This window comes from Pediococcus sp. AC40 (assembly GCF_030252485.1).
Taxonomy (GTDB): Bacteria; Bacillota; Bacilli; order Lactobacillales; family Lactobacillaceae; genus Pediococcus; species Pediococcus acidilactici.
This window is the reverse complement of sequence record NZ_CP127012.1, coordinates 1,998,823-2,021,843: the sequence shown is the minus strand read 5'-3', so window position 1 is coordinate 2,021,843 and position 23,021 is coordinate 1,998,823. Positions and strand designations below refer to the sequence as shown.

At 40.1% G+C, this 23,021-nt stretch carries 19 protein-coding genes and 1 riboswitch; of the genes, 9 read left to right on the top strand and 10 right to left on the bottom strand.

Features of this window, described 5'->3' with window-relative positions; genetic code table 11:
• Positions 1–112 precede the first annotated feature (112 nt).
• On the bottom strand, positions 113–1,435 hold the full coding sequence (locus tag NL111_RS09940; RefSeq protein ID WP_036672010.1) for a nucleobase:cation symporter-2 family protein: 1,323 nt from the start codon (positions 1,433–1,435) through the stop codon (positions 113–115).
• 224 nt (positions 1,436–1,659) lie between these two features.
• A riboswitch (purine riboswitch) is annotated at positions 1,660–1,757 on the bottom strand.
• 140 nt (positions 1,758–1,897) lie between these two features.
• On the opposite strand from NL111_RS09940, the gene NL111_RS09935 reads away from it, so the two are divergent.
• The 4 genes from NL111_RS09935 (at position 1,898) to rlmH (ending at position 10,723) form a co-directional block, all read left to right on the top strand.
• The gene (locus tag NL111_RS09935; RefSeq protein ID WP_002829353.1) at positions 1,898–2,428 is read left to right on the top strand and encodes an NAD(P)H-binding protein; all 531 of its coding nucleotides are present in this window, start codon (positions 1,898–1,900) and stop codon (positions 2,426–2,428) included.
• Between the two features lie 9 nt (positions 2,429–2,437).
• The gene (locus NL111_RS09930; RefSeq protein ID WP_285110258.1) at positions 2,438–6,001 is read left to right on the top strand and encodes a PD-(D/E)XK nuclease family protein; all 3,564 of its coding nucleotides are present in this window, start codon (positions 2,438–2,440) and stop codon (positions 5,999–6,001) included.
• On the top strand, positions 5,991–9,707 hold the full coding sequence (gene addA, locus NL111_RS09925; protein ID WP_285110257.1) for a helicase-exonuclease AddAB subunit AddA: 3,717 nt from the start codon (positions 5,991–5,993) through the stop codon (positions 9,705–9,707). The genes NL111_RS09930 and addA overlap by 11 nt, the downstream gene beginning before the upstream one ends.
• A gap of 536 nt (positions 9,708–10,243) precedes the next feature.
• Complete coding sequence (rlmH, locus tag NL111_RS09920; protein ID WP_002832638.1) at positions 10,244–10,723, top strand: 23S rRNA (pseudouridine(1915)-N(3))-methyltransferase RlmH; 480 nt, start codon at positions 10,244–10,246, stop codon at positions 10,721–10,723.
• A 49-nt stretch (positions 10,724–10,772) separates the two neighbouring features.
• Here the strand turns inward: rlmH and NL111_RS09915 are convergent, their stop codons facing one another.
• Together NL111_RS09915 and NL111_RS09910 are read right to left on the bottom strand one after the other, a co-directional pair.
• Positions 10,773–11,210, bottom strand: coding sequence for a hypothetical protein (locus NL111_RS09915; RefSeq protein WP_285110256.1), 438 nt, complete (start codon positions 11,208–11,210; stop codon positions 10,773–10,775).
• Positions 11,203–11,412, bottom strand: coding sequence for a helix-turn-helix transcriptional regulator (locus NL111_RS09910; protein ID WP_119178724.1), 210 nt, complete (start codon positions 11,410–11,412; stop codon positions 11,203–11,205). Before NL111_RS09910 ends, NL111_RS09915 begins: the two co-directional genes overlap by 8 nt.
• 536 nt (positions 11,413–11,948) lie before the next feature.
• Between NL111_RS09910 and ascB the strand changes: the two genes are divergently transcribed.
• The 4 genes from ascB (at position 11,949) to NL111_RS09890 (ending at position 17,746) form a co-directional block, all read left to right on the top strand.
• Complete coding sequence (gene ascB, locus NL111_RS09905; RefSeq protein WP_285110255.1) at positions 11,949–13,436, top strand: 6-phospho-beta-glucosidase; 1,488 nt, start codon at positions 11,949–11,951, stop codon at positions 13,434–13,436.
• Positions 13,437–13,507: 71 nt separating this feature from the next.
• On the top strand, positions 13,508–14,383 hold the full coding sequence (licT, locus tag NL111_RS09900; protein WP_080548154.1) for a BglG family transcription antiterminator LicT: 876 nt from the start codon (positions 13,508–13,510) through the stop codon (positions 14,381–14,383).
• Positions 14,384–14,478: 95 nt separating this feature from the next.
• The gene (locus tag NL111_RS09895; RefSeq protein ID WP_285110254.1) at positions 14,479–16,317 is read left to right on the top strand and encodes a beta-glucoside-specific PTS transporter subunit IIABC; all 1,839 of its coding nucleotides are present in this window, start codon (positions 14,479–14,481) and stop codon (positions 16,315–16,317) included.
• Between the two features lie 19 nt (positions 16,318–16,336).
• Entirely contained in the window at positions 16,337–17,746 is a 1,410-nt protein-coding gene (locus tag NL111_RS09890) for a glycoside hydrolase family 1 protein (RefSeq protein WP_285110253.1), read from the top strand.
• Between the two features lie 106 nt (positions 17,747–17,852).
• On the opposite strand, the gene NL111_RS09885 is transcribed toward NL111_RS09890, so the two are convergent.
• The gene (locus NL111_RS09885) at positions 17,853–18,080 is read right to left on the bottom strand and encodes a DUF454 family protein (RefSeq protein ID WP_002829364.1); all 228 of its coding nucleotides are present in this window, start codon (positions 18,078–18,080) and stop codon (positions 17,853–17,855) included.
• A 169-nt stretch (positions 18,081–18,249) separates the two neighbouring features.
• On the opposite strand from NL111_RS09885, the gene NL111_RS09880 reads away from it, so the two are divergent.
• A complete protein-coding gene (locus NL111_RS09880; protein WP_235015638.1) occupies positions 18,250–18,639 on the top strand; it encodes a GNAT family N-acetyltransferase in 390 nt (129 codons plus the stop codon).
• A gap of 205 nt (positions 18,640–18,844) precedes the next feature.
• Here NL111_RS09880 and NL111_RS09875 read toward each other — a convergent pair whose 3' ends face one another.
• From NL111_RS09875 to NL111_RS09850, 6 genes are read right to left on the bottom strand one after another with little or no spacing between them, the layout of a single operon-like run.
• Complete coding sequence (locus tag NL111_RS09875; protein WP_285110252.1) at positions 18,845–19,393, bottom strand: ABC transporter permease family protein; 549 nt, start codon at positions 19,391–19,393, stop codon at positions 18,845–18,847.
• A gap of 47 nt (positions 19,394–19,440) precedes the next feature.
• On the bottom strand, positions 19,441–20,157 hold the full coding sequence (locus NL111_RS09870) for a hypothetical protein (protein ID WP_285110251.1): 717 nt from the start codon (positions 20,155–20,157) through the stop codon (positions 19,441–19,443).
• Positions 20,154–20,882, bottom strand: coding sequence for an ABC transporter ATP-binding protein (locus tag NL111_RS09865; protein WP_162013274.1), 729 nt, complete (start codon positions 20,880–20,882; stop codon positions 20,154–20,156). The genes NL111_RS09870 and NL111_RS09865 overlap by 4 nt, the downstream gene beginning before the upstream one ends.
• A gap of 28 nt (positions 20,883–20,910) precedes the next feature.
• A complete protein-coding gene (locus tag NL111_RS09860) occupies positions 20,911–21,828 on the bottom strand; it encodes a DUF4097 family beta strand repeat-containing protein (protein ID WP_285110250.1) in 918 nt (305 codons plus the stop codon).
• Positions 21,829–21,832: 4 nt separating this feature from the next.
• Entirely contained in the window at positions 21,833–22,462 is a 630-nt protein-coding gene (locus tag NL111_RS09855) for a DUF1700 domain-containing protein (RefSeq protein WP_058120903.1), read from the bottom strand.
• Positions 22,455–22,775 (bottom strand): PadR family transcriptional regulator, encoded by a 321-nt coding sequence (locus tag NL111_RS09850; RefSeq protein ID WP_128736749.1) that lies wholly within the window; start codon positions 22,773–22,775, stop codon positions 22,455–22,457. Before NL111_RS09850 ends, NL111_RS09855 begins: the two co-directional genes overlap by 8 nt.
• Positions 22,776–23,021: the final 246 nt, after the last annotated feature.

The following is a 23,021-nucleotide window of genomic DNA, read 5'->3' as shown; positions in this document are numbered from 1 at the left end:
CGACATCGCAAAAGCGAAGGTCGATGCGCCATTAAAGTAGGCGGGTCGGTCGTTTCATTCACTGACATTAACTTCATTTAACTTAATTTTAGCACAGTTACTGATGGAACAATTAACGAGAAGAATCGTAGCCGTTGAATAATAGGTTAAGGACCACGGCGGTGATGCTAGCCACCACGATGCCGTTAGTTAAGAGCATCTGGCAGGCTTGAGGGAGGGCTCGGTAGATTTGCGGATCTACGGTTGACCCCAACCCCATTCCAATGGATAATGCACTGATTAAGATATCTTTAGTTTGATTGAAGTTCACCTTTTGGAGAATTCGGACGCCTTGGATGCCGACAATGCCGAACATTACTAGCATAGCGCCTCCCAGGACGCTAGAAGGAATAATGGTGGCCATGGCGCCGGCCTTTGGGAGGAGTCCTAAGAGGATTAGAAATCCAGCAGCGTAATAAAGCGGTTTGCGACTTTTAACACCGGAAAGTTGCAAAACCCCTACGTTTTCAGAAAAGGTGGAATACGGGAAGGTATTGAAAACTCCGCCTAAAATGGCAGCAACGCCTTCCGCACGGTATCCCCGTTTTAAATCGGTTTGGGTGATTTCTTTACCAACTAAATCCCCGAGGGCGAAGAATACCCCCGTGGATTCAATCATCGTGGTGAGGGTCACCATAATCATCGTTAAAATCGCTGAGAGGTTAAAAGTCGGCACTCCAAAGTAAAAGGGGCGGGGAAAATGAAACCAGCTTGCTTGTAAAACGGGGGTAAATGATACCATTCCTAACAAAGCGGCGATGCCGGTTCCAACGAGAATCCCAATTAACACGGCAATGGAACGCATGAAACCGCGCGCCCAAACGTTGATGAGGACGATTACTGCAACGGTAACCAAACCGACTAATAGATTTTTGGGGTCGCCGTATGATTGCGCAGCGGGATTTCCACCCCCGATGTCTTCAAATGCCACGGGAATTAAGGTAAACCCAATTACGGTGATGATGGAACCAGTTACGATTGGCGGAAAAAGGCCCCTAATTTTGGAAAAGAGCCCGGCAACCAAAATAACGAAGAGACCCGACGCAATAATTGCCCCATACATTGCCGTAATCCCTAGTCCTCCGCCAATCCGTTCTAGAGGTTGGACCGATTGAATTGCGCAACCTAGCACTACAGGTAGGCCAATTCCGGTGAGCGGCGTGGTTCTAATTTGTAAAAGGGTGGCAATGCCACACATGAAAATGTCGATGGACACCAAATAGGTCATTTGGGCGGCGGTAAAATGTAAAAAGCCCCCGATAAGGAGGGGGACGATTACGTCACCGGAATACATCGCCAAGAGGTGCTGAAAACCAAGTACCGCTGCTTTACCCTCGGTTAGTTGCGGGGTTATTTCGGTAATTGGTGCGTCAGCATACGAATCATTAGTTTTCATAAAGCACATTCCTCGTTTTCATATATTTTCAAAAGTTATGAAAGCGAGCCTATAAATAGTCTGGAAGGCGCCAAACTACAATTAAAAAAAGCTGGGACATGAGGGTTAGCAGTTTACCACACCGTCACCAAGATTTATCGTTCCCCACCGTATCTTAGAAGTGGCCCGATTATTGGCACGACAAAGCAAACGGACTAGCTCATTCTCCAGCCATTTTGATGAATATGTAAGTTAAAAATTCCTATAGTCCAACATTTACGGCGTTGGGTAGAAACTGTCAACCAGATTAAGACATTATATAGGCTTGGGTCCATTTAATTTGTCTGAAATTTTAACACATAAAAAATATTTCAACAACTCACGATCACGCGGGGAGCGTACAAAAGCTTCAATAATCGATAAAATTGGAGAAAGAATGAATCCGTTCTATAATGGTAAAAAGACGTTTTAAAGGAGAATACAATGAAGATATTAGCAATCGGGATGGATCGTCCGGTCTCTGATGTAGTGGCGGCGGAGCTAAATGCTTTGCCAGAAGTAAAGGTGACTATCGCTGAAGTTCAAGAGGCGATGGGCAGCTACGACGTATTATACGTAGACCTGCTTCATTTGGGGATGGACGAGGAGTTTGAAACGGTGGTGGACCGGCTAGAAGAACAACAATTACAAGTTAATAAAATTGTTTTTTTAGCAACTGCTGGAATGGATAACGAAATTGATCCCACTTGGATTGAAGTTCAGGACGTAAAGGAACTAATGCTGGAGGTCAAGTACGTGGCTAAGCTAGTTGATGAAACAGAGCTGCCGTACACCATCATTCGACCAGTTGAAGTTAAATCTGAAGTTCAAAATCAAGGTGCTGAAATTACTCCGGAAGGACAACCGATCCCCACTGCCATAGTTAGTGAGCGGGCAGTTATCAAGCTCGTTAAGCAAGCAATTTTAACAGAAGAATACCAAAATCAATCCGTAGGGATCTCAAATCCCAATTAAGGAGGAACTATGCCACTTAAATTTATGTACGGGCCGGCCAGTGTCGACCATTTAGATGCGGTTGCTGAAACAATAATTGAACTTCAGCAACAACAAAAGCAACGTAAAATTTACTATTTGGTACCTAATCACATTAAGTTCCAATCTGAAATTCAATTGTTGCAAAAACTCCGCGAAAAAAGCGATTCAGCGGGCCCGGTTTTTGCGCAAAAGGATATTCAAATTTTATCGATTAGCCGGTTAGCGTGGTTTTTCTTACGTAATAGTAGCATTTACCAGTATCCCCGTTTGACTAATTCAAGTACCAGTATGTTACTCTACCGAATTATCGTGGAGCATCAGGATGAACTATTATTATTCCATAACATTGATGCACAACTTGGTTTAATTCAAGAAATCACTAGCCAATTGGCAGAATTTAAACAAGGAAACGTAAGCCCTGAAAATTTAAGTCAAATCATTGATCAACTAGCCAAAAATGAAGATCCCCAGTTAGACTTGATGGCTAAGTTGCATGATTTAAACATCATCTATACGGCTTATGACGAAGCAATTCAACAAAAGTTTGTTGATAGCAGTGATATCTTGCGTGCATTAACCGACCAGTTAGCCAAAATGGATTTACATGCACAAAGCTTTGTGATTAGCGGTTTTTCTAATTTTACTGCGGAAGAGCTTAATTTAATTCAGACGTTGATTAAGGCTAACGCGACCGTCGTAATTGACTTAGTAATGGAGCGTAATCCACTAAATGAAAAACTTTCAGAAAATAGCTTGTTTTTTGAAAACGAAAAATTATTTTTCAAAATAAATGAATGGGCTCGTGAAAACGGGATTCAAGTTGTTTCTCCACGAGTGGTAACCAAAAAACGGGTAAATGACGACCTAAGAAAACTAGAGCGCTACTGGGTTGCATCTACGCAGGGACAGCTTGGTCGGAATGGGCATGAACAAAATAACAGTGTGGAGGTGCTCGAATTTAACAGTCGGTATGCCGAAGTAGAGCACGTAGCCACGGCAATTCGCCAAATGATGACGAAGGATGATCGGCTAAATTTCTCCGATTTTTCAGTGTTAACTCGTCATTTGAGCGACTACGACACAATTATTAAGCCAATTTTCGATCAGTTTGATATTCCGATTTTTTACGATATGCAAGTGGCGATGAAAAACCATCCCCTACTAGAATTGATTAACGCATTGTTCGACGTTCAAAAGCGGCATTTTCGTTACGAAGACGTAATGCGCTTGCTGAAAACTGGCCTTCTCCGTCCTGAAAACGACGCCGACCCGGACGGAAAGGATTTTGTCAAAAGCGTCCAAATTACGGAAAACTACGTGCTGCGTCAGGGAATTTACGGCAGTAAGTGGCTGCAAAAAGCTCCGTGGCGATACCAACGTTTCAATGACGTTGATATGGAGCAGCAAACTGACGAGGAACGTGAAATTAACCGACGGATTAACGAAATTAAGGATTACGTAGTTAAAACGGTCAACCCGTTTTTCAACCAGTTGGCGGTGGCTGAAAATGGCGCGGAGGCAGCCAAGGCACTGTACCAGTTTTTAATTCGTAACCACGTGGACCAGCGGTTGCTGGCCTGGCGCGACCAATGGATTGAAGACGGTAACTTGGCCAAGGCTGCTGAACCAGAGCAGACTTGGGAAACGTTTGTGACGATGCTGGATGAATTTGTGGACATTTTAGGTGACCAGCCATTTGATTCCAACAATTTCCTCGGTTTATTAAATGCTGGCTTTGAAAATGCGACCTACTCTCAAATCCCATCCACTTTGGATCAGGTGCTTATTTCAGAAAGCGGCATGGTGCAAATGATGGATCGGAAGGTGGTCTTCATCATTGGCGCGACCGACCGGGCCATGCCGGAACAAATTCAGGATAATGATTTTTTGAGTCAGGAAGGTAAAGCGCAAGTTAGTGACCAGCTTGCAGATGACCAATTCCTTAAGATGAGTAACGAGCGACAAATGCGTCAGGAACCTTATTTAAACTACCTAACCTTTATGATTGGTTCTCAAAGGTTAATCTTTACCTATCCAAAACGGGGCAATGACGGAACTGACTTTAAATTGTCGCCTTACGTGGAACGAATTAAGGCTTACTTTGAAATTGAAGTTCAATGTTTGCCTAGTCGTCCGGCCGTGGACCAACCGCTTATTCAACCGTTTATCGGTTCAAAAAGGAGTACGCTAAGCCATTTAGTTCAGTACGCTCGTTCCATGAAGGAAAGTAAGCAACCGGCTGACGTACGGTGGAATTTAATTTACAGCATCTTAGAGGCTGGCCGCTGGCATGATTTAACCGAACGACTGATGGGGAGTTTAAGTTATAAGAACGTCCCTCGCAAGTTAAAACCGGACATCGTCACGCAGTTATATGGTGATAAAATTTACGCTTCGGTTTCGAAACTCGAGGAATTTTTCCGCAATGAATATTCATACTTCTTGAAGTACGGTTTGAAACTGCAAGAACGGGAAACGGCGGATTTAAGCCCGGCGGATACCGGACAGTACTTCCACGCTGCGATGGATAACCTAGTAAAAGTAATTACTCAAGCGGATCTGAACTTCAATGAAGTTAATCAAACACAGATAAAACAGGTTACTAAAAGAGTTTTAGAAAACATGCGCCAAGACTCGCAGTTTGATCAATTTAATAGCACCTACCGAATGGGATACTTGAGAAAGCAGTTAGATCGTACGGTGGAAACGATGGTTACGGCGATTTTTAAACAATTAGCTCAGACCAGAATGCGGCCAATTGCTTCAGAGCAAATGTTTGGCCAAATTGGCTTGAAGGAAGGCTTACCTGCGCTGAACTTCAAAGTTAATGGAAAACAGGAAGTTAACGTCCGCGGTAAAATCGACCGCATCGACAAAATTAATATTGAAGGTCAACCATATTTAGGAGTGGTCGATTACAAGTCGAGCACGCGTAAGTTCGACTTTGCCGATGCTTATTACGGGCTGGCAATGCAGATGTTGTTATATTTAGACGTTGTGCAGCAAAATCGACAACGGATTGATCCTCACGAACAAGCACGACTATCAAGCGCGCTATACATGATTTTCCAAGATCCACTGTTAAAGGCTACCGATTTGAAGGTGCAAGACGAAGATCAATTGCAACAGGCACTCTTCAAAAAGTTTTCTTTAAACGGGTTCGTGTTGAACAACGAAGAACTGTTGAAGGAAATTGATAAAACGGTCGCTGAAACTGGTAAATCGGCAGTGTACCCGTTTGATTTCACTAAGAGCGGTAGCCTAACCAAGGCTAGCTTAAACAACGTCGTCAGTGAAACTGAACTTCAGGATTTAATTAAACATGCCGAAGAGAAGGTCATTGAAGCTGGAAAACGAATCTTTAGTGGTGAAGTCGATTTGAACCCGGTACAATGGCCAGACCGGACGACCGCGCTGGAATATTCACCATATAAAGAAATTATGCAATTTGACGCAATGCTACCGGAAAATAATTACCGAGTCTTAGAAAAACTCGATAAAGAAACGGTCTTAAGGAAGATTGAGGAGGAACGCAAGAAGAATGGCAACTAGAACTTACACGCCTAGTCAACAACAAGCAATTGATAGTTCGGGGCATAATATTTTAGTTTCGGCCTCCGCTGGATCGGGAAAGACCTCGGTTTTAGTTGAACGGGTAATTCAAAAGATTATCAACGGAGAAGACGTGGATCGTCTCCTGGTCGTGACCTTCACTGAAGCAGCCGCTGCTGAAATGAAGGAGCGGATCCGAGCGGCAATTATGAAAAAGATTAGTGAGGTTAAGGATGCTGACTTACAAAACCACCTTTCGCTACAGCTCGGCAAATTAAATAACGCTAATATCAGTACTTTGCACGCTTTCTGTATGGCGGTGATCCGCAACTACTACTACGTAATCGACTTAGATCCAGCCTTTCGCATCATGGATCCTACGGAAAGTGAGTTATTGAAGGAACAGGTGTGGGCCGACTTACGGGAGGAACTGTACGAAAGTGATGAGGATGGCCAATTTGCCCGCTTAACGCGCAATTTTTCTAACGACCGTTCGGATGCTGGTTTACAGGAATTAATGTTGGACTTGTTCGAATTTGCAAACGCCAACCCGGATCCTGAAGCGTGGCTAACTAAGATTGCCAATAATTATGAAGTACAAACTGATCAGGTAATGGAAATGGATTTTGTGAAACAAATCCTCGCAAAGATAAAAACGCAGCTGATTCAAATTTATCAAACGGACCTTAACCTTACCGAACGTGCAATTAACGGCGGCGAGCCTTTGCAAAAAGCGGCCGCTAATTTCCAAGCGGAAGTAGCCGGTTTAAAAACCGTGATTGATCAATTTGATCAGCCTAACTGGGATGCCTTGCAACAGGCAATGGTTAACTTTAAGTTTGCTCAGCTACCGCGTGGGAAAAAGCCTGAAGTTCAAGAGTTTAATTTAGAAGCTAAGCCGTTACGCAACGAATTTAAAGCTGAATTTAACGGATTAGTGGAGCGGTACTTTAAACTAAAAAATGACCAGTTAATCGCCATTTTTAAGGACGCGCGGGAGATAATGCTGAAGTTAATTGAAGTTCAGCAGCAATTTTCCGACCGCTTTTTACAAGAAAAGCTAACGCGGCGTTCCCTGGATTTTAGTGACCTAGAGCACTTTGCGTTACAAATTTTGCAAAACCAGTCCGAAGAGGGTCAGGCGGTTCGGCGAAATTTCCAGGAGAAATTTAACGAAGTAATTGTCGATGAATACCAAGATATTAACCCGCTTCAGGAGACCATTTTGACGGCGGTGGCTCGTGAAGATCCTGGAAACATGTTCATGGTGGGGGACGTTAAACAGTCAATTTACGCCTTCCGAATGGCAGACCCCAGCTTATTCATTAGTAAAAGCCGGCGATTTAAACAATCTGGGCAACCAGACGAACGGATTATTCTGGCGGAAAATTTCCGTTCTATGCAAAACGTTGATGATTTTACCAACTTGATTTTTAACCAAATCATGGACCAGGCGGTGGGTGAAATTGCCTACGACGCGGATGCACAGCTGAAGTTCGGCGCGAAATATTACCCCGCTGAAGTTCAGAATGACACGGAAGTTCTATTATTTGACGATCAGCAAAACGAAAATACGGCTGACCAAGAACCTGGGGCGATAATCACCGATAAAAACGACGGACAGTTGCAAATGATTGCGCAACGAATTAAGCGGCTATTTGCGGATCAAACCGAAGTTTTCGATCGGGACACGCAGGAAATGCGGCCTTTGAAATATAGTGATATTGCATTGCTGCATTCGACGGGGAATAACAATCTTAACATCGTGGACACCTTCAAAAAGTACGGAATCCCAATTGAAGTTAGCAATGCCCAAGACTATTTCCAAACGACCGAAGTTTCGATCATGATGGCCCTCTTGAAGATTATTGATAATCCGTACCAGGACATCCCATTAGCGGCCGTTTTACGTTCGCCAATTGTTGGCCTTGATGAAAACGAGCTGGCCTTTTTGCGAATTTCTAAGAAGAACGGGCATTATTTTGAGTCGGTATTGTATTTCCAAAATGAGTTTAAAATTGATTACCAAAATGAATTTCAAGCCAACTTAAAACGTAAAATTGACCAGTTCTTAGCCCAATTACAGCATTTTCGGAAGCTTTCCCAACAATGCACGCTGGTAGATTTACTTTGGGAGATTTACCAAGAGACCGGGTATTTGGATTACGTCGGCGGAATGCCGGATGGACCGCAACGACAAAATAACCTCCATGCTTTATATGACCGGGCCCAAAGCTATGAAGAGTCCAGTTTTAAAGGGTTATTTCAATTCGTGCGTTTTGTAGAAAAAATGCGCGAAAAGAATAAAGATTTGGCAGAAAATCCGGTAGTTACCGATACGGAAGCCGTAAAATTAATGACCATCCATAGTAGTAAGGGATTAGAGTTTCCAATCGTGTTCCTGATCGATGCGGATCACGGGTTTAATAATAGCGACACTAAGGGCCGCTACGTGTTGGACCGTGATGCGGGGATGGGAATTACCGTGAAGGACTTTGTGCACCGCTTAGAAGTCGACACGATGCAGAAAAACTGGATTATTGACGTACGGCAACGTAAAATGCTCGCCGAAGAGCTCCGGGTGCTCTACGTTGCGCTAACTCGTGCACAACAAAAGTTAATCATTACCGGAGCGCTAAAGGCTGCTACCCCAACGCTAGAAAAGTGGGCCCAGGCAGCTGACATGGGTGAGCTGCTGTTGCCAGAAGCTGAGCGGGGGAAGGCGAAAAACTTTCTTGATTGGATTGGAATGGCGATTATGCGAGTACCATCCGTTACGGAAGACTATCCCGAAGTTAGTTCAAGAAAATTGGACTCTGTCGCGGGAGTTGAAGTTAAATTGAAGGTCGTTAACCGCGCTGATTTACTGGCTGGACAGCGTTCTGACACGGGAATTGAGCAAGGACCACCACCAACGTTAGAAAAAGTGGACGTGAATAGCGACATTAATGATGCAGACCAAATTAGGGCGATTCTGAACTTCAAATATCATGATATTGAAGCAACCCAAACGACGGCTTATCAGTCTGTATCGGAAATTAAACGGGTTTTTGATGATCCGGACAAATTAGAGATGGACTTTAGTGCGGTCGACCGTGACCAAAAAATCCGTCCGCAGAAACGGTTTGTCACCGATCAACTGATGACGCCCCGCTTTATGAGTGAAGTTAGTCAACCTAAACCAACTGAAATCGGAACGGCGACCCACTTGATTTTGCAGCAGCTTGATTTGCGAGAACCGGTTACTCAGACAGTAATCAAGGATAAAATTCGTGAGTTAGTGATGAATCAGGTATTAGAAGAAGCCGTAGCGAAGCGAATTCGAATCAACAGCATCTTAGACTTCTTTGAAAGTGAACTAGGACAATTAATGTTGGCTCATCCCGAACAAGTGCACCGTGAAGAGGCGTTCTCATTGCTGTTGCCGGCAAAGGGGCTGTTTCCTAATGTAGTTGGCAATCAGGACGTTTTAATTCACGGAATTATCGATGCGTACTTCGAATTAGATGGCCGAGTAATTCTGCTGGACTACAAAACTGACTTTGTACTTCCAGGTAGCCCGCAGCAAGGGATTCAAAAAGTGATTGATCGGTACCAGGGTCAGGTTAACCTATATGCGCAAGCATTAAGTAATATTCTGGGTAAACCAGTTAACGAAAAGTACCTGTATTTATTGTCAATTGGGAAGCTAGTAGAAATTCAATAAGTAGTTAGCTTGCAAACTGGATTCTGCCAAAAATATTTGGTGGCGGAACCCAGTTTTCTATACGGCAGTAAAAGGTGGGCGAGAACGTAAATTAGTTTTGGTGAATTCAAAGTTAGTTCAAAAATTAATGATAACGATTTAGGCGGAAGGACAATTGAAGTACAGTTGTAGTTCCGTGTGGAAAACTGTGGATAACTTTGTTCATAACTTTGGAAGAGGAAATAAAGTTGTGCACAAAACTGATTAAACCGACCTTCGGACTTGTAGAAAAGTTTTCCACAGGTTGCGGTGGAAAATGTGGATAAAAAAATTAAAAAGTGAATTTTAAGGTGAAAAACGCCGCTATGACAACGTTTGTAGCGGTAACAAAATTTTAAAAATGAAGGTGGAAAACTGTGGATAAGTAAAAATGCTGTTGACAAATCCAAAGAAATAAATGTGGTGGCGAACATAAATTCGGCCCAATATGTTGTGAGTATTTCAAAACGCCTGTGGAAAACTTTGTGGATAACTTGAGGATTGGATGTGGATAAACGGTGAATATCAAAATTATTGGTGTGGGAAAGTTAAAGGAAAAATATCTGAAACAGGGGATTGCAGAATACGCCAAACGACTTTCTAAATTCTGCAAATTTCAAATTATTGAAGTCCCGGATGAAAAAGCGCCCGAAAGTTTAAGTGACGCTCAGATGGAAATGGTCAAGGAAAAGGAAGGAGAACGCATTTTAGCTAAGATTAAGGACCGTGAATACGTCTTTACCCTAGAGATTAAGGGTAAGGAGCGTTCTTCAGAAGAGCTGGCCGAAGAGATCGCGAAATTAACCACGTATGGACATTCAGACATCACCTTCGTTATTGGCGGTTCGCTGGGTTTAAGCCCAGCAGTAATGAAACGAGCTGACACGGCAATTTCATTTGGGCGGTTTACCTTACCGCACCAGCTGATGCGGTTGGTGCTAACGGAACAAATTTACCGAGCCTTCATGATTCAATCGGGGAGTCCGTACCATAAGTAAATAAACTAAAATTAAGGACCGTTTTCGCTAAAGAGAACGGTCCTTAATTTTATTGTTGTGGATCGTATTTAAACCATAGGACGTAGTAGATAGAGTTTGCTACCATAAAAATTAAACTTAAAGTTAATCCAATCAACTCTATAGAGATAGTATTGTCGGCGGTGAAAAGTAAAATAAATGGTAGGGAAAAAACTAAAAGAAAGCAACTAGTTAAAAGCCATGCAAGCACTTTTTGTATAGTTTTAAGAGCAATATTTTTCTCACGTTCATCGTCTCCGGAATAGAAGAATTGATTGTATTTCACACCCAAAGATCGATGATACCAATTGCGAAATCTTTGAGGAATGAAAGCAGTCAATAGAACTAAAATAAATGTGATGGAACTAGGAAGTATCCCAGCAATTCCCAAAAATATAATAATAAATGGCAAAATCATAGTATTATTCATCCAAAAATCAAAGTATACTAACCGTTGCGTTCTACTCATTGTCTTCCTCCTGAGGATACATAAATAATTGATCTACTGTAGTGTTTAAAATATGGGCCAGTTCAAAAGCTAGGGAAAGTGATGGATCATATTTGTTATTTTCGATGGCGTTAATTGTCTGACGCGTAACCCCAGCTAATTGAGCAACTTCAGCTTGAGAGAGCTTAAGGTGCTTACGACGCCTAGTAATGCTATTTTTCATGGTTATTGCTCCCTTATTAAATGTAAAATACTTTTTACATTTTTAGTAAAACATGTTTTACATATAAAGTCAAACATATTTTACATTTTAAAAAAGGACCGCTCCTAGCGCTGTTCCTAGAGGCGGTTCTTTTTAAGTTAAATTAAGTCTTTTAAACAAATTCTGAAGTTCAATTTAAGTTTATTTTAATTAAAATTTATATTCAAATATATTTGAAATTATAAACCAGCTACCTCTGTAATTAGATAGCTGATTATTTACTAGCAAGAAACAAGATATGTGTTTGTTAATTAAGTGATTAGGGTAGAAATATAGTTAAGTTTTTTAAAAACAATTAAGAAAATTGATGTGTGCAGTTATTTTATAAAAAATAAATTCATTAAAAGTACTTGAATTGTTATTGAAAACGTTTTATTATAAAAATTGTAAGAAAAGTGAATAAAGAGCAAAGTTGTTACTTTAAGTAGGCAATATCTGTAGTAAGTATTTTTATACTTCTGGAGATATTGCCTTTTTTATTGGATGGAGGATTTTTTATGGTAGAGGAATTGATAAAAAAAACAAGTCGTCAGATGCCAGATGGTTTTCTGTGGGGTGGTGCAACAGCTGCTAATCAATTAGAAGGCGGTTTTAACGAAGGCGGAAAAGGGTTATCAGTTTCGGATGTGTATACATTTGATAGTAAGCGCCCTAAAAGTGAATGGACTAAGCAATGGTTAGGAATGACTCATGAACAAGTAGCGCAAGCTCAAGATCCTAATAGCAAAGAATTTTATCCTAAAAGAATTGGTGTAGATTTTTACCATCATTATAAAGAAGATATAAAGTTGTTTGCTGAAATGGGTTTTAAGGCATTTAGAATGTCGATTGCTTGGACTCGAATTTTTCCTAATGGTGATGAAAAGCAACCAAACGAAGACGGATTAAATTTCTATGACGCCGTTTTTGATGAATTAAATAAATATAATATTGAACCAATTGTCTCACTATCTCACTATGAGATGCCCCTAAATTTAGTTACAAATTATGGGGGATGGACAAACCGAAAAGTGATTGATTTTTTTGTTAAATTTGCAGAGACAGTTTTTAAACGTTACAGAAAAAAAGTAAAGTATTGGATGACATTTAACGAAATAAATTCGGTAAAACACCATCCATATGTGAGTGTGGGAGTAATTGAGGAAGGAGCAAAAAATATAGAACAAGAGAAATATCAAGGAGCTCACCATCAATTCATAGCTAGTGCACTAGCAACTAAGTTATGTCATGAAATTATACCAGGATCTAAAGTAGGTTGTATGATTAGTTATCAAATGCTATTACCGTATACTTGTAATCCAGAAGATGTACAAGCAACAGTAGAAGCTCAGCGAGTCTCATTATTCTTCAGCGACGTGCAAGCTCAGGGTAAATACCCAGCGTATACTAATAGGATGTTCAAAGAAAAAAATGTACATTTAAAAGCTGAACCTAACGATGCAGAAATTTTGCGTAAATATCCTGTTGACTACGTTTCATTTAGTTACTATATGTCTAGTACGGTTAGCGCTCATCCAGAAAAATTAGAACATGCTGAAGGTAATTTAATTACAGGAGGAATAAAAAACCCTTATTTAAAGAGTAGTGAATGGGGATGGCAAATCGATCCTGTTAGTTTAAGGATAGCACTGAATCAGCTATACACTCGTTATCAGAAGCCAATTTTTATTGCAGAAAATGGTCTGGGAGCAAAGGATCAAGTAGATAAAAACGGTAAAATTAATGACCAGTATCGTATTGACTATTTAAGAGAACATATCAAGCAAATGAAAGAAGCGCTATATGATGGGGTTGATTTATTTGGTTATACCATGTGGGGATGCATTGATATAGTTAGTGCTTCTACTTCACAGATGTCAAAACGTTATGGTTTCGTTTATGTTGATCAAGACGATGATGGGAAAGGAACTAAGCAGCGACTTAGAAAGGAATCATTTTATTGGTACAAAAAGGTTATTGATACAAATGGCGAAGATCTAAGCTAAATTTTAGTAGTAATCATATTAAATTGGTTAAAGAATGGAAGTATGATATGAAAAAAGACTAAACTAGATGTATGACAAATTTAGGACGTGAAAAAATGCGTATTAAGTCAGTTATTAATAATAATGTTGTACTAGTTAATACTAACGATGAAGATGAATGTGTTTTAGTAGGACGAGGTATAGGTTTTTCGAAAAAGCCAGGCGAATTTGTAGAAGAAGATAGAATTCAGAAAAAATTTTTATTAGCTGATAAAGGCACAATGGCTAAATTCAGTCGTATTCTAAACGAGGTTACTAGTGAAGAATTGCTAGTTACTTCAAAAATTATTAGTATGGCTCGTCAAGAGTTAAAAGTGAAATTGAGCGAATCAATTTATATCAGTCTTACAGATCATATACATTATGTTATTGAAAGATATCATCAAGGTAAATTGATGACTAATACTTTTTTATGGGATATAAAAAGGTATTATCCTAAAGAATTCGAAGTGGCTCTTAAAGCGGTGCATCTAATAAACAAGAAATTTAACATTAAGCTAAAAGATGACGAAGCAGGATATATAGCATTTCATTTTATCAACGCTACTAACGATATTGGTGAAGACGGTAATACTGCTTTACTGACGAAACTAGTACATGAAATAATTAATATTGTGAGTTTGAATTTAGATATGGTCATAGATTCATCTGACATTAGTAGCTATCGTTTTATTACTCACGTAAAGTTCTTTTCTCAGAGGTTAATAAAGCGGATGCAGTCGGCTGATGAAACGGAAAGTGATCTTTTTAATTTAGTTAGAAATAAGTACGAAAAGTCGTATAAGATAGTTAAAAAAATAGATTTATTTTTAAATAAAGAATATCAATATTCAATGAGTAAAAATGACCAATTGTATTTTATGATGCATATTCATCGATTGATAGCACATGAAAAATTGAATAAATAATATAGAGATTGTTACTTTAATTAGGCAAGACTCGATTATCAGCAATTTTTGTGGGATAATTGGGTCTTTTTTTAAACTTAAAAGGGGTTGAAGATATGGATTATAGTGTTTTAGGCAGTAATATTTTAAAAAATATTGGTGGTGAAAATAATGTTCAAGATTTAATACATTGCGCTACCAGATTGAGATTCACTTTAAAAAACCGTAGCCTAGCCAATAAAGAGGAAGTTGAAGAATTAGATGGGGTTATTACTGTAGTTGAAAGTGGCGGCCAATTTCAGGTAGTTATCGGAAATAATGTTGGGTATGTCTTTGACGCGATTATGGCAATGACTGGTTTGGGGACAGCTACCCAGTCCAATACAGAAGAAAACCAAGATAAAGGAAATTTGTTTGATCGTTTTGTAGATATGATCTCTGGAATTTTTTCACCCATTCTAGGATTGTTAGCAGGTTCAGGTGTTCTAAAGGGATTATTAGCACTTGGAGTAAGCTTAGGAATGAATGCGAAAGACGGAACGTATATCATTTTGAACGCTGCAGCAGACAGTATGTTTTATTTTTTACCAATCATTTTGGCAGTTTCAGCAGCGCGAAAATTTAAGGCAAACCAGTATATTGCAATAGCTTTAGCAGGTTCTCTTGTATATCCAGCAATTGTAACAGCATATACTGAAGGGACTAAGTTGACCTTTTTAGGAATACCAGTGATTTTGTCTCAATATAGTAGCACGGTTATTCCGGCAATCTTAGCAATTTGGGTAATGTCTAAATTGCAACACTTCTTTGAAGCAAAATTCCATGAAAGTGTACGAAATTTATTAACACCATTTTTATGTTTGGTAATAATGGTACCGCTAACATTGCTAGTGGTTGGTCCTGTATCGACGTACGCTAGTGGTTTGTTAGCAAGTTGTTATTTATGGATTTATAATGTTAGCCCATTAATTTCTGGAGCAGTGATGGGAGCTGGATGGCAAATTTTTGTAATCTTTGGTTTGCATTGGGGATTTGTACCAGTAATGCTTAATAATATTTCAGCATTTCATCGGGATACACTGGGAGCAATGGTTGGCCCAGCTGTTGCAGCGCAGACCGGGGCCGCTTTAGGAGTATTTTTTAAGACACATAAAACTAAAATGAAAGGTTTATCATTGTCAGCCTTTATCTCTGGACTTTTCGGTATTACTGAACCTGCAGTATACGGCGTCAACTTAAAATTAAAACGTCCATTCATTATTGGAATTATTAGTGGTGGTATTGGTGGAGCAATTGCTGGTGCCTCTGGTGCAGCTGCTTTAGCTGTTGCTACTCGGAGCATACTTACAATTCCAGTTTATATGGGACATGGATTCTTAGGCTATGTAGTTGGCTACTTTGGAGCAATGCTTTTAGCGCTAACACTAACGTTAATCTTTGGAGTTGAAGAGCAAGACTCTGACAAAGAAAATATTTCGGAAGAAACAACGTTAATCAGAAAAGATACTTTATTAAGCCCAGTAAGCGGACAAGTAAAACCACTTAGTACAGTTAATGATCCAACATTTTCTTCTGGGGCAATGGGAGCAGGTTTTTCAGTAGACCCTAGCGAAGATGCAATTTATGCTCCTGCAGATGCAGAGGTGACAATGCTATTTCCAACGAAACATGCAATTGGTCTTCGAACGGATAGTGGCGCAGAAATTCTAATTCATATTGGTATTGATACCGTTAAATTAAACGGTGAAGGTTTTGCAGCTTTGGTGAAAACAGGAGATCACGTAAAACGTGGAGAAAAATTAATTGAATTTGATCGTAAAAAAATACGTGATCAAGGGTTTGATTCTACAGTAGTAGTAGTAGTTACAAATACAGATAGTTATTTAGATATATTAAATCAACATGAAAATGAAGATGTAGAAACTGGCAAAGAAGTTTTGTCGTTAATGATTTAATTTGAAAGGAGATACTTGTATGTTTCCAAAAGATTTTTTATGGGGCGGTGCAATAGCTGCTAATCAAGCAGAAGGAGCTTGGGATGTTGATGAAAAAGGTATCGCTTTAAGTGATGTCATTAGGGGAGGCATCATTAAAGGGAAACTGGATCAATATATTTATCCGGATAAATACTATCCGAGCCATGAAGCAATTGATTTTTATCATCGTTATCACGAAGATTTAAAATTAATGGCGGGGATGGGCTTTAATTGTTTTAGAACTTCAATAGCATGGTCGAGAATTTTTCCTACAGGAGAAGAAACACAGCCAAATGAAAAGGGATTAGCATATTATCGGGAAATGTTTACCACAATGAAAGAATTAAAAATGAAGCCAGTGGTTACGATATCTCATTACGAAACTCCTCTTCATTTAGTTAATAAATATAATGGTTGGGAAAGTAAAAAACTAATCCCGCTTTTTGAAAGATACTGCAAGGCTTTATTTGAAAACTTTGGTGATTTAGTTCCATATTGGATGACCTTCAATGAAATGAATAATGTTCACACCATTCCTTTTGCAGCAGCTGCAATAAGGTTACATGGAGACGAAAATCATCAATTGCAACAGAAATACCAAGCCGCGCATAACATGTTTGTAGCCAATGCTAAGGCAGTAAAACTAGCAAAAAGAATCATGCCTAAAGCACATATGGGGATTATGCTGTCGTTGAGCGGTGCGGTTTTATACCCAGCTACAACGAAGCCAGATGATGTTTTAGCAACTATGAATCTTCAGCGAAGAAGCCTATTCTTTGCAGATGTTCAACTTCAAGGAAAATACCCACGTTATTTTGAACGAATCTGCAAAGAACATCATCTTAATTTAGATAGAACACAAGAAGAATTGCAATTAATCAATGATTATACGTCTGATTTTCTTGGATTCAGTTATTATCGAAGTTCAGTATATGCTGCTGGGGAATCTCAAAAAGGCGGAACTGGTGGACTATTAGGATTAGAAAATAAGTATCTAAAGAAGTCTGATTGGGGATGGCCAATTGATCCTCAAGGCCTTAGATATTTATGCAATATACTGGAAGATCGATATCATAAACCGATGTTTATTGTAGAAAATGGTTTGGGTGCAGAAGATAAGATTAGTGATGATGGCAAAATATATGATTCATACAGGATAGAGTATCTTAAGGACCATTTAAAAGTGATTGATGAAGCAATTAAAGATGGATGCGAAATAATCGGTTATACTTGGTGGGGACCGATTGATATCGTTTCGGCTGGAACTGGCGAAATGAAAAAACGCTATGGATTTATTTATGTTGATAAGGATAACAATGGTAATGGAACGCTAAAGAGGATGAAAAAAGAAAGCTATAACGTTTATAAAGAAATTATTTCAACAAATGGTAAATCTTTGTACAAGTAATAAAAAGCCGTTTCCAATCCGGAAGCGGCTTTTTAAGTTAAATCAACACTTTTAAATGAATTCTGAAGTTCAATTTAAGTTCGTTTGAGCTGATCAAATCAGTTATTTAGTGCAACCAGTGCTCTAAAAGCGGAAACTTAGTTTCTAACCATACCATTAGTTTAGTATGTACGATTCGTTGATGCAGCTCGGGAGAGGCTTTTTTTAAGCAGAAGAATGCTAAAATGAAAAAGGGAGTGCCGGGCATGATTGGCAACACCGCGCCAATAGCGCCTAAAATTACGTTAAAAATGGTGGCCGCGACCCAAAAAAAGCGCGAAATTGCAAATGTCATCTAAATCAACTCCTTCGACTCTAAAAATAGCACCTTCAGTTAACAAATACGAGCAAAAGGCTGGATTATTTAGCATTCCTTAATTACTTTTAAATTTTCTGAAAGAAGGTCGATCTAAATTAAAATTCATCGGTTAAAAAACATTACTGAAGTTCAATTGGACCAAATTATGGCAATTTGGTTGGACGGAAATTTATCTGCGCACCATTTTGTGGATCCCCAATACTGGAAGCAAAATCAAAGGGCAGTGCAGGCGGCAATGCAGCAGGCAACAGTTTACGTTGCTGAGGACGAGTGCTGCATTCGAGGCTTTGCGGGACTACAAGAAAACTATCTGGCGGGGATTTTTGTGCCTGCTGATGTGCAAGGACAAGGAATTGGCGGCCGGTTAGTGACGCAGCTTCAACACGATTACTCTGAACTTAGTTTGGCAGTATATGAGCAAAATCCGGCGGCAATTCGATTCTATTTGAGTCATAATTTTCAAACTATTAAGCGGCAAATTGATGAAGCAACGCAACAACCAGAATTAGTAATGCAATGGCGTCAAGAACGTTAAAAGGTTTCGTGGTGTTGAATTTAGGCAGGTTCAAAGCATGCGCCAAAAGTCAGTTTGCCCCCCTTAAACCCCAAATCGACTATTATGCCAATAATTAGCATAATGGTTGATTTTTAGTTAATGCTTACAAATTTTCCGGATTTTGTCCCGTTTCCTTTTTATAAAAAGCGTTAAGTACTAACTTTTAGCACTTCTTAGCTTAGAATCAAGCAGCCTTTACTCGGACACTACTAAGTAAGAAGACCAAGATGAAACATGCAGTACTAGCTAAGATTGGCCAGTATAAAACGGAAATCCAATCAAGGGAAAAATAGGCAACATCAAACACCCGGTTTTTTACAAAACGGATGGCGGCAAAGAATAGCAAGTTAAAAATTGCCATCAAAAAGCCAACCGTCAAGCTATACAGAGCTCCTTCTTGAATTTGTTCCAATAAAATATCACCGGGAGAGTAACCTAAAATTCTCAATTGCGTGAAATCTTGATTTGCAATATTTCTTTCCATAATGGTTAAGGAAATCATATTGCCGGCGACGATAATTAAGGTGGGGCCCAGATAAATCAGTAACACGAGGAACACCCCAGTAAGGCTCCGGACGCGTTGCATGTTAAGCAATTCCAAAACTAGATGAAGAATCCCTGAAAGAAGCAGCAATGCGATTAAAAAAGGTTTAATTAGGGTAGTTAATCGTGAGGAATGGCGGTTAACTCGATAAAACGCGGTATTTAGCGTCCGCGTGCCTAGTTTACGCACTCCATAGTAAATTAAACGAAGACTGAGCTTGATTAAGTGATTGCCAACTAGCCAAACCAAAGTGGCGGTAAGGAACAACAGTAGCTGAAAAGTATCGGTAGGTTTAATATCGTTGGTAGCAAAGTAGATTTGGTAGTACTCCCAAGGATCCCTGAGATGGTTAGCACAACCACGATGCCGAAAAAAACAGTTTTCAGAATTTTCAAAAAGCGGAGTTGCTTGTTATTTTTCATTTTCATTAGAGTGTGGTAACTATAAAGAAAACTTGAAACGTAGGTGATAATCGAGGTGAGTCCCCAAACTGCGCAGAACGAATTTAACTGGTAATTGATTACAACGGAAGGAATGTAAGTTTTTCCCGCTTCGTTTTGAATGAGGTGGTACAATTCTTGAGCTAAGGGAAGGGCAAAAAAATAGCCTATCAAAGTTCCTAATGAACTAACTAAAACCATCTGTACCGTGGTAATTTGAGCTAATTGGGCAGGGTTAGACCCTAGTTGAGCCAGTCGGGCGTGTTCTTTAGCGAGCGCTTTTCCAATGGTTCCAATGACGCCGCTGATTACCACAAAGAGGGTTACGAGGCCAAAGCTCAGGGGAGTAATAAAGAGCGCATTGGTGACTTCAGAATGGTGAACAACGGGTGCCAGCGGAAAATAAATAATTAAACAGCTGGAACTTACTAAACTAGCTGCAATAAATACAACTAAAGCACCTAACCAATTGTTAAGTTGGTAGCGAAATTCTTTAATGCCAATTCGAATCATGATGAGGTTCCCCCTGAAAGATAAATTAAATCTGTAGTCGTGGGGTTTGAAATACTATGCGTAAGGCGTCCGTCGTTTAAAATGATTACCCGATCACTTTGAGCGGCTAGTTCTAGATTATGAGTAACCATTACGAGGGTGGTGCCACGCTGAACTAATTTTTGCAAAAGCTGCATTACAATTGCTCCTGATTTGGAATCAAGTGCACCGGTGGGTTCATCGGCAAAAACTACGCTAGCTCCTGCAAGAATTTCACGCGCAATGGCCACCTTTTGTTGTTCACCACCAGATAGATCGGTAACGTTGCCGAACAAATTGCCGTTGAACTTCATTTTTGATAAAAGAGCGGTTACGCGAGAACATTCAATAGGCTTACGAGCAAGCCGGAGCGGCAGGACGGCGTTTTCGTACGGAGAAAGGTAAGGAACTAGGTTATACTGTTGAAAAATCATACCCACCGTCGTTCGGCGAAATTGGGCTAGCTTGCGTGGGTTAAGTTGAAAAGGATTGGTGCCATTAATCGCAACGGTTCCCCCTGAGGGTGATAGTAAACCGGCAATACACTTAATTAGCGTAGTTTTACCACTTCCAGAAGGGCCTACGATGCTTAAAAATTCTCCGGGCCTGACCGACATATTCACGTTGCTTAAAACGGGCTTCAATTGGGAATGCGGACCATAGTAATAGTTTTTGTTTAGATGTTGTACTTCAATGATGGATTGCACTATATTTACCCTCCAATCGGTAAAAAAATTATTCAATATGGATATCGCCGTCGTTAGTGCTAAATGAATAATTGGTTGCTAGATTGCCGTCGGTAAAGTGGCGTCGGGAGTGACCAAAGATCGTAGTTTTTCCGTCGTTAGCTGTGGCGGAGGCGGCAAGGTTTTTAGCTGAATTTAAAACGGCATGAATGTCACCGTCGCTCGTGCGGACAGCCAGGTCGTGAGTGATCTGAAGTTCATTTAAGTTAATATCACCATCGGATGAAGTTAAATTGGCACGATTAAGTTTGGTATTGGTGATTGAAATATCGTCGGCGTTAGCAATTGAAGCGGGCTGCTTTTGAAAGTCGGAGTTTTGGATGTCTACTTCGCCATCATTGTTAATATTCAAGTTGTCAGCCGTGACGTTATTTAAATTCAGGTCAGCTTCACCACTAATGCTTAAGAGCCCATTGACCTTCACGTTGTTTAAATGAACTTCATTAGTTCCCCGTAATCGAAGTTGATCGACGTTTAAAGCGGAAAAATTAAGTTCGCCGGTGGAGCTGCCCTTTACCGAACGAAGGGTGGTTTGTCGCGGAATTTTAATTAAAATGGGGTCAGAGTGGTCATAACGGTTGAGAAGTGAAGTTAGTAAATGGTTCAATCCCGCTGTCCCAATGGTTAATCGCTGGGAGTCAGATTGGTAATGGATTTGATTTAGGGAAGTCGGTGCGGACACCTTTACTGACTTGCCATCATAAGCTTCAACCTTAACGTCATTTGGGGTTTTAAGTTCAATGGAACGAACCTGACGATAAGATTTAGTGGTTGAATGCGGACTAACAAAATGAATTTGTTCGTTTATTTGAGGAACATCATAAAAAGCGTTATTAAGCGAAGCAATGGTGATAAAGATGATTCCAAGAATGGTTAGTGCAAATCCAACGATAAAAGTTTTTTTCATGGGTTTATACCCTCTTTCCGAAATGATTTTTTTCGTTGAGGAAGTTGTATAATTTCTGGAATAATTGGGAAACGAGGTGGATACCGTTCACCGTAAGCCAGTGGAAGATTGGGAGAAGTAATAAAAACAACCCCAAAGCAGTAAAGCCAATTCCGAGAACTAAGACTCCCGCCCAAAATGAAGTGAAGATTATGTAACCGCCCGCCCCAATTAAAATTACGCCCATCAGCAGTAACCCTAAAAAGAAGGCAGCAATAGTGACCACTATCGAAAAAATAATGCTGGACGGAACCACGCAAATGGTGATGAGGATGGCGGGGATGATCAGACCCACTGGCGTAGCAAAGGAGAGGATTGCTAAAATGATTAGCCAAATGGTGCGCACGTCACGTTGCGGTTGCTTAGATTGGGTTCGCGCGCCAGTGTCGTCCATGGTTTGGCTAGCCTTGATCGAATAATCAGCAAGCACTTTCCTAGCCAACTGGACCGGCGTGCCAAGCTTATCAACGGCTGCGGCATACGTTTCAATTCCGGCGTCTGCAAGGTATTCAGTATAAAAATTAATTACATCTAACTGTTCTTCTGCAGTTAGTTCGGTTAAATGGGACTTTAGTTCATCGATGTATTCATGCATCTGATTCAACTCCTCCAAGTAATTGGTCGATTTGGTTTTTAAAAGTGAGCCACTCGTGCTGAACTTCAGTTAACTGCGCTTGACCTTCAGCGGTGATTTGATAATAGCGACGATTCCGTCCTTGATAGGGTTCGTCGTAGGTGGTAAGTAGGTTGGCCTTTTTCAGGCGCCTTAAAACGGGATACATGGTGGATTCGGAAACGGGGATGTGCTCTTGGACTTTCTGGGTTAAAGCATACCCGTAATAATCATCATGATTTAAAATGCCGAGTACGCATCCATCAAGTAAGGCGGTGGGAATTTGAATTGCCACATTACTCCTCCTTATACTATATGACATATAATATTACTTTAGCCACATTATGAGGTTAATCCTGTTGAAAGTCAATGGCGAATATCAAGAAAGTTTGAACTGGATAGAAGAAAAAGAGGGAGGATAAAAATCGGGCAGTTTGTGTGTAAACTAAAAAATCGATTATTATGCCCATATTTAGCATAATAATCGATTTTGGGACGAACGGAATAAACTAACTTTTGGCGCACGTCTTGACGCTATTAA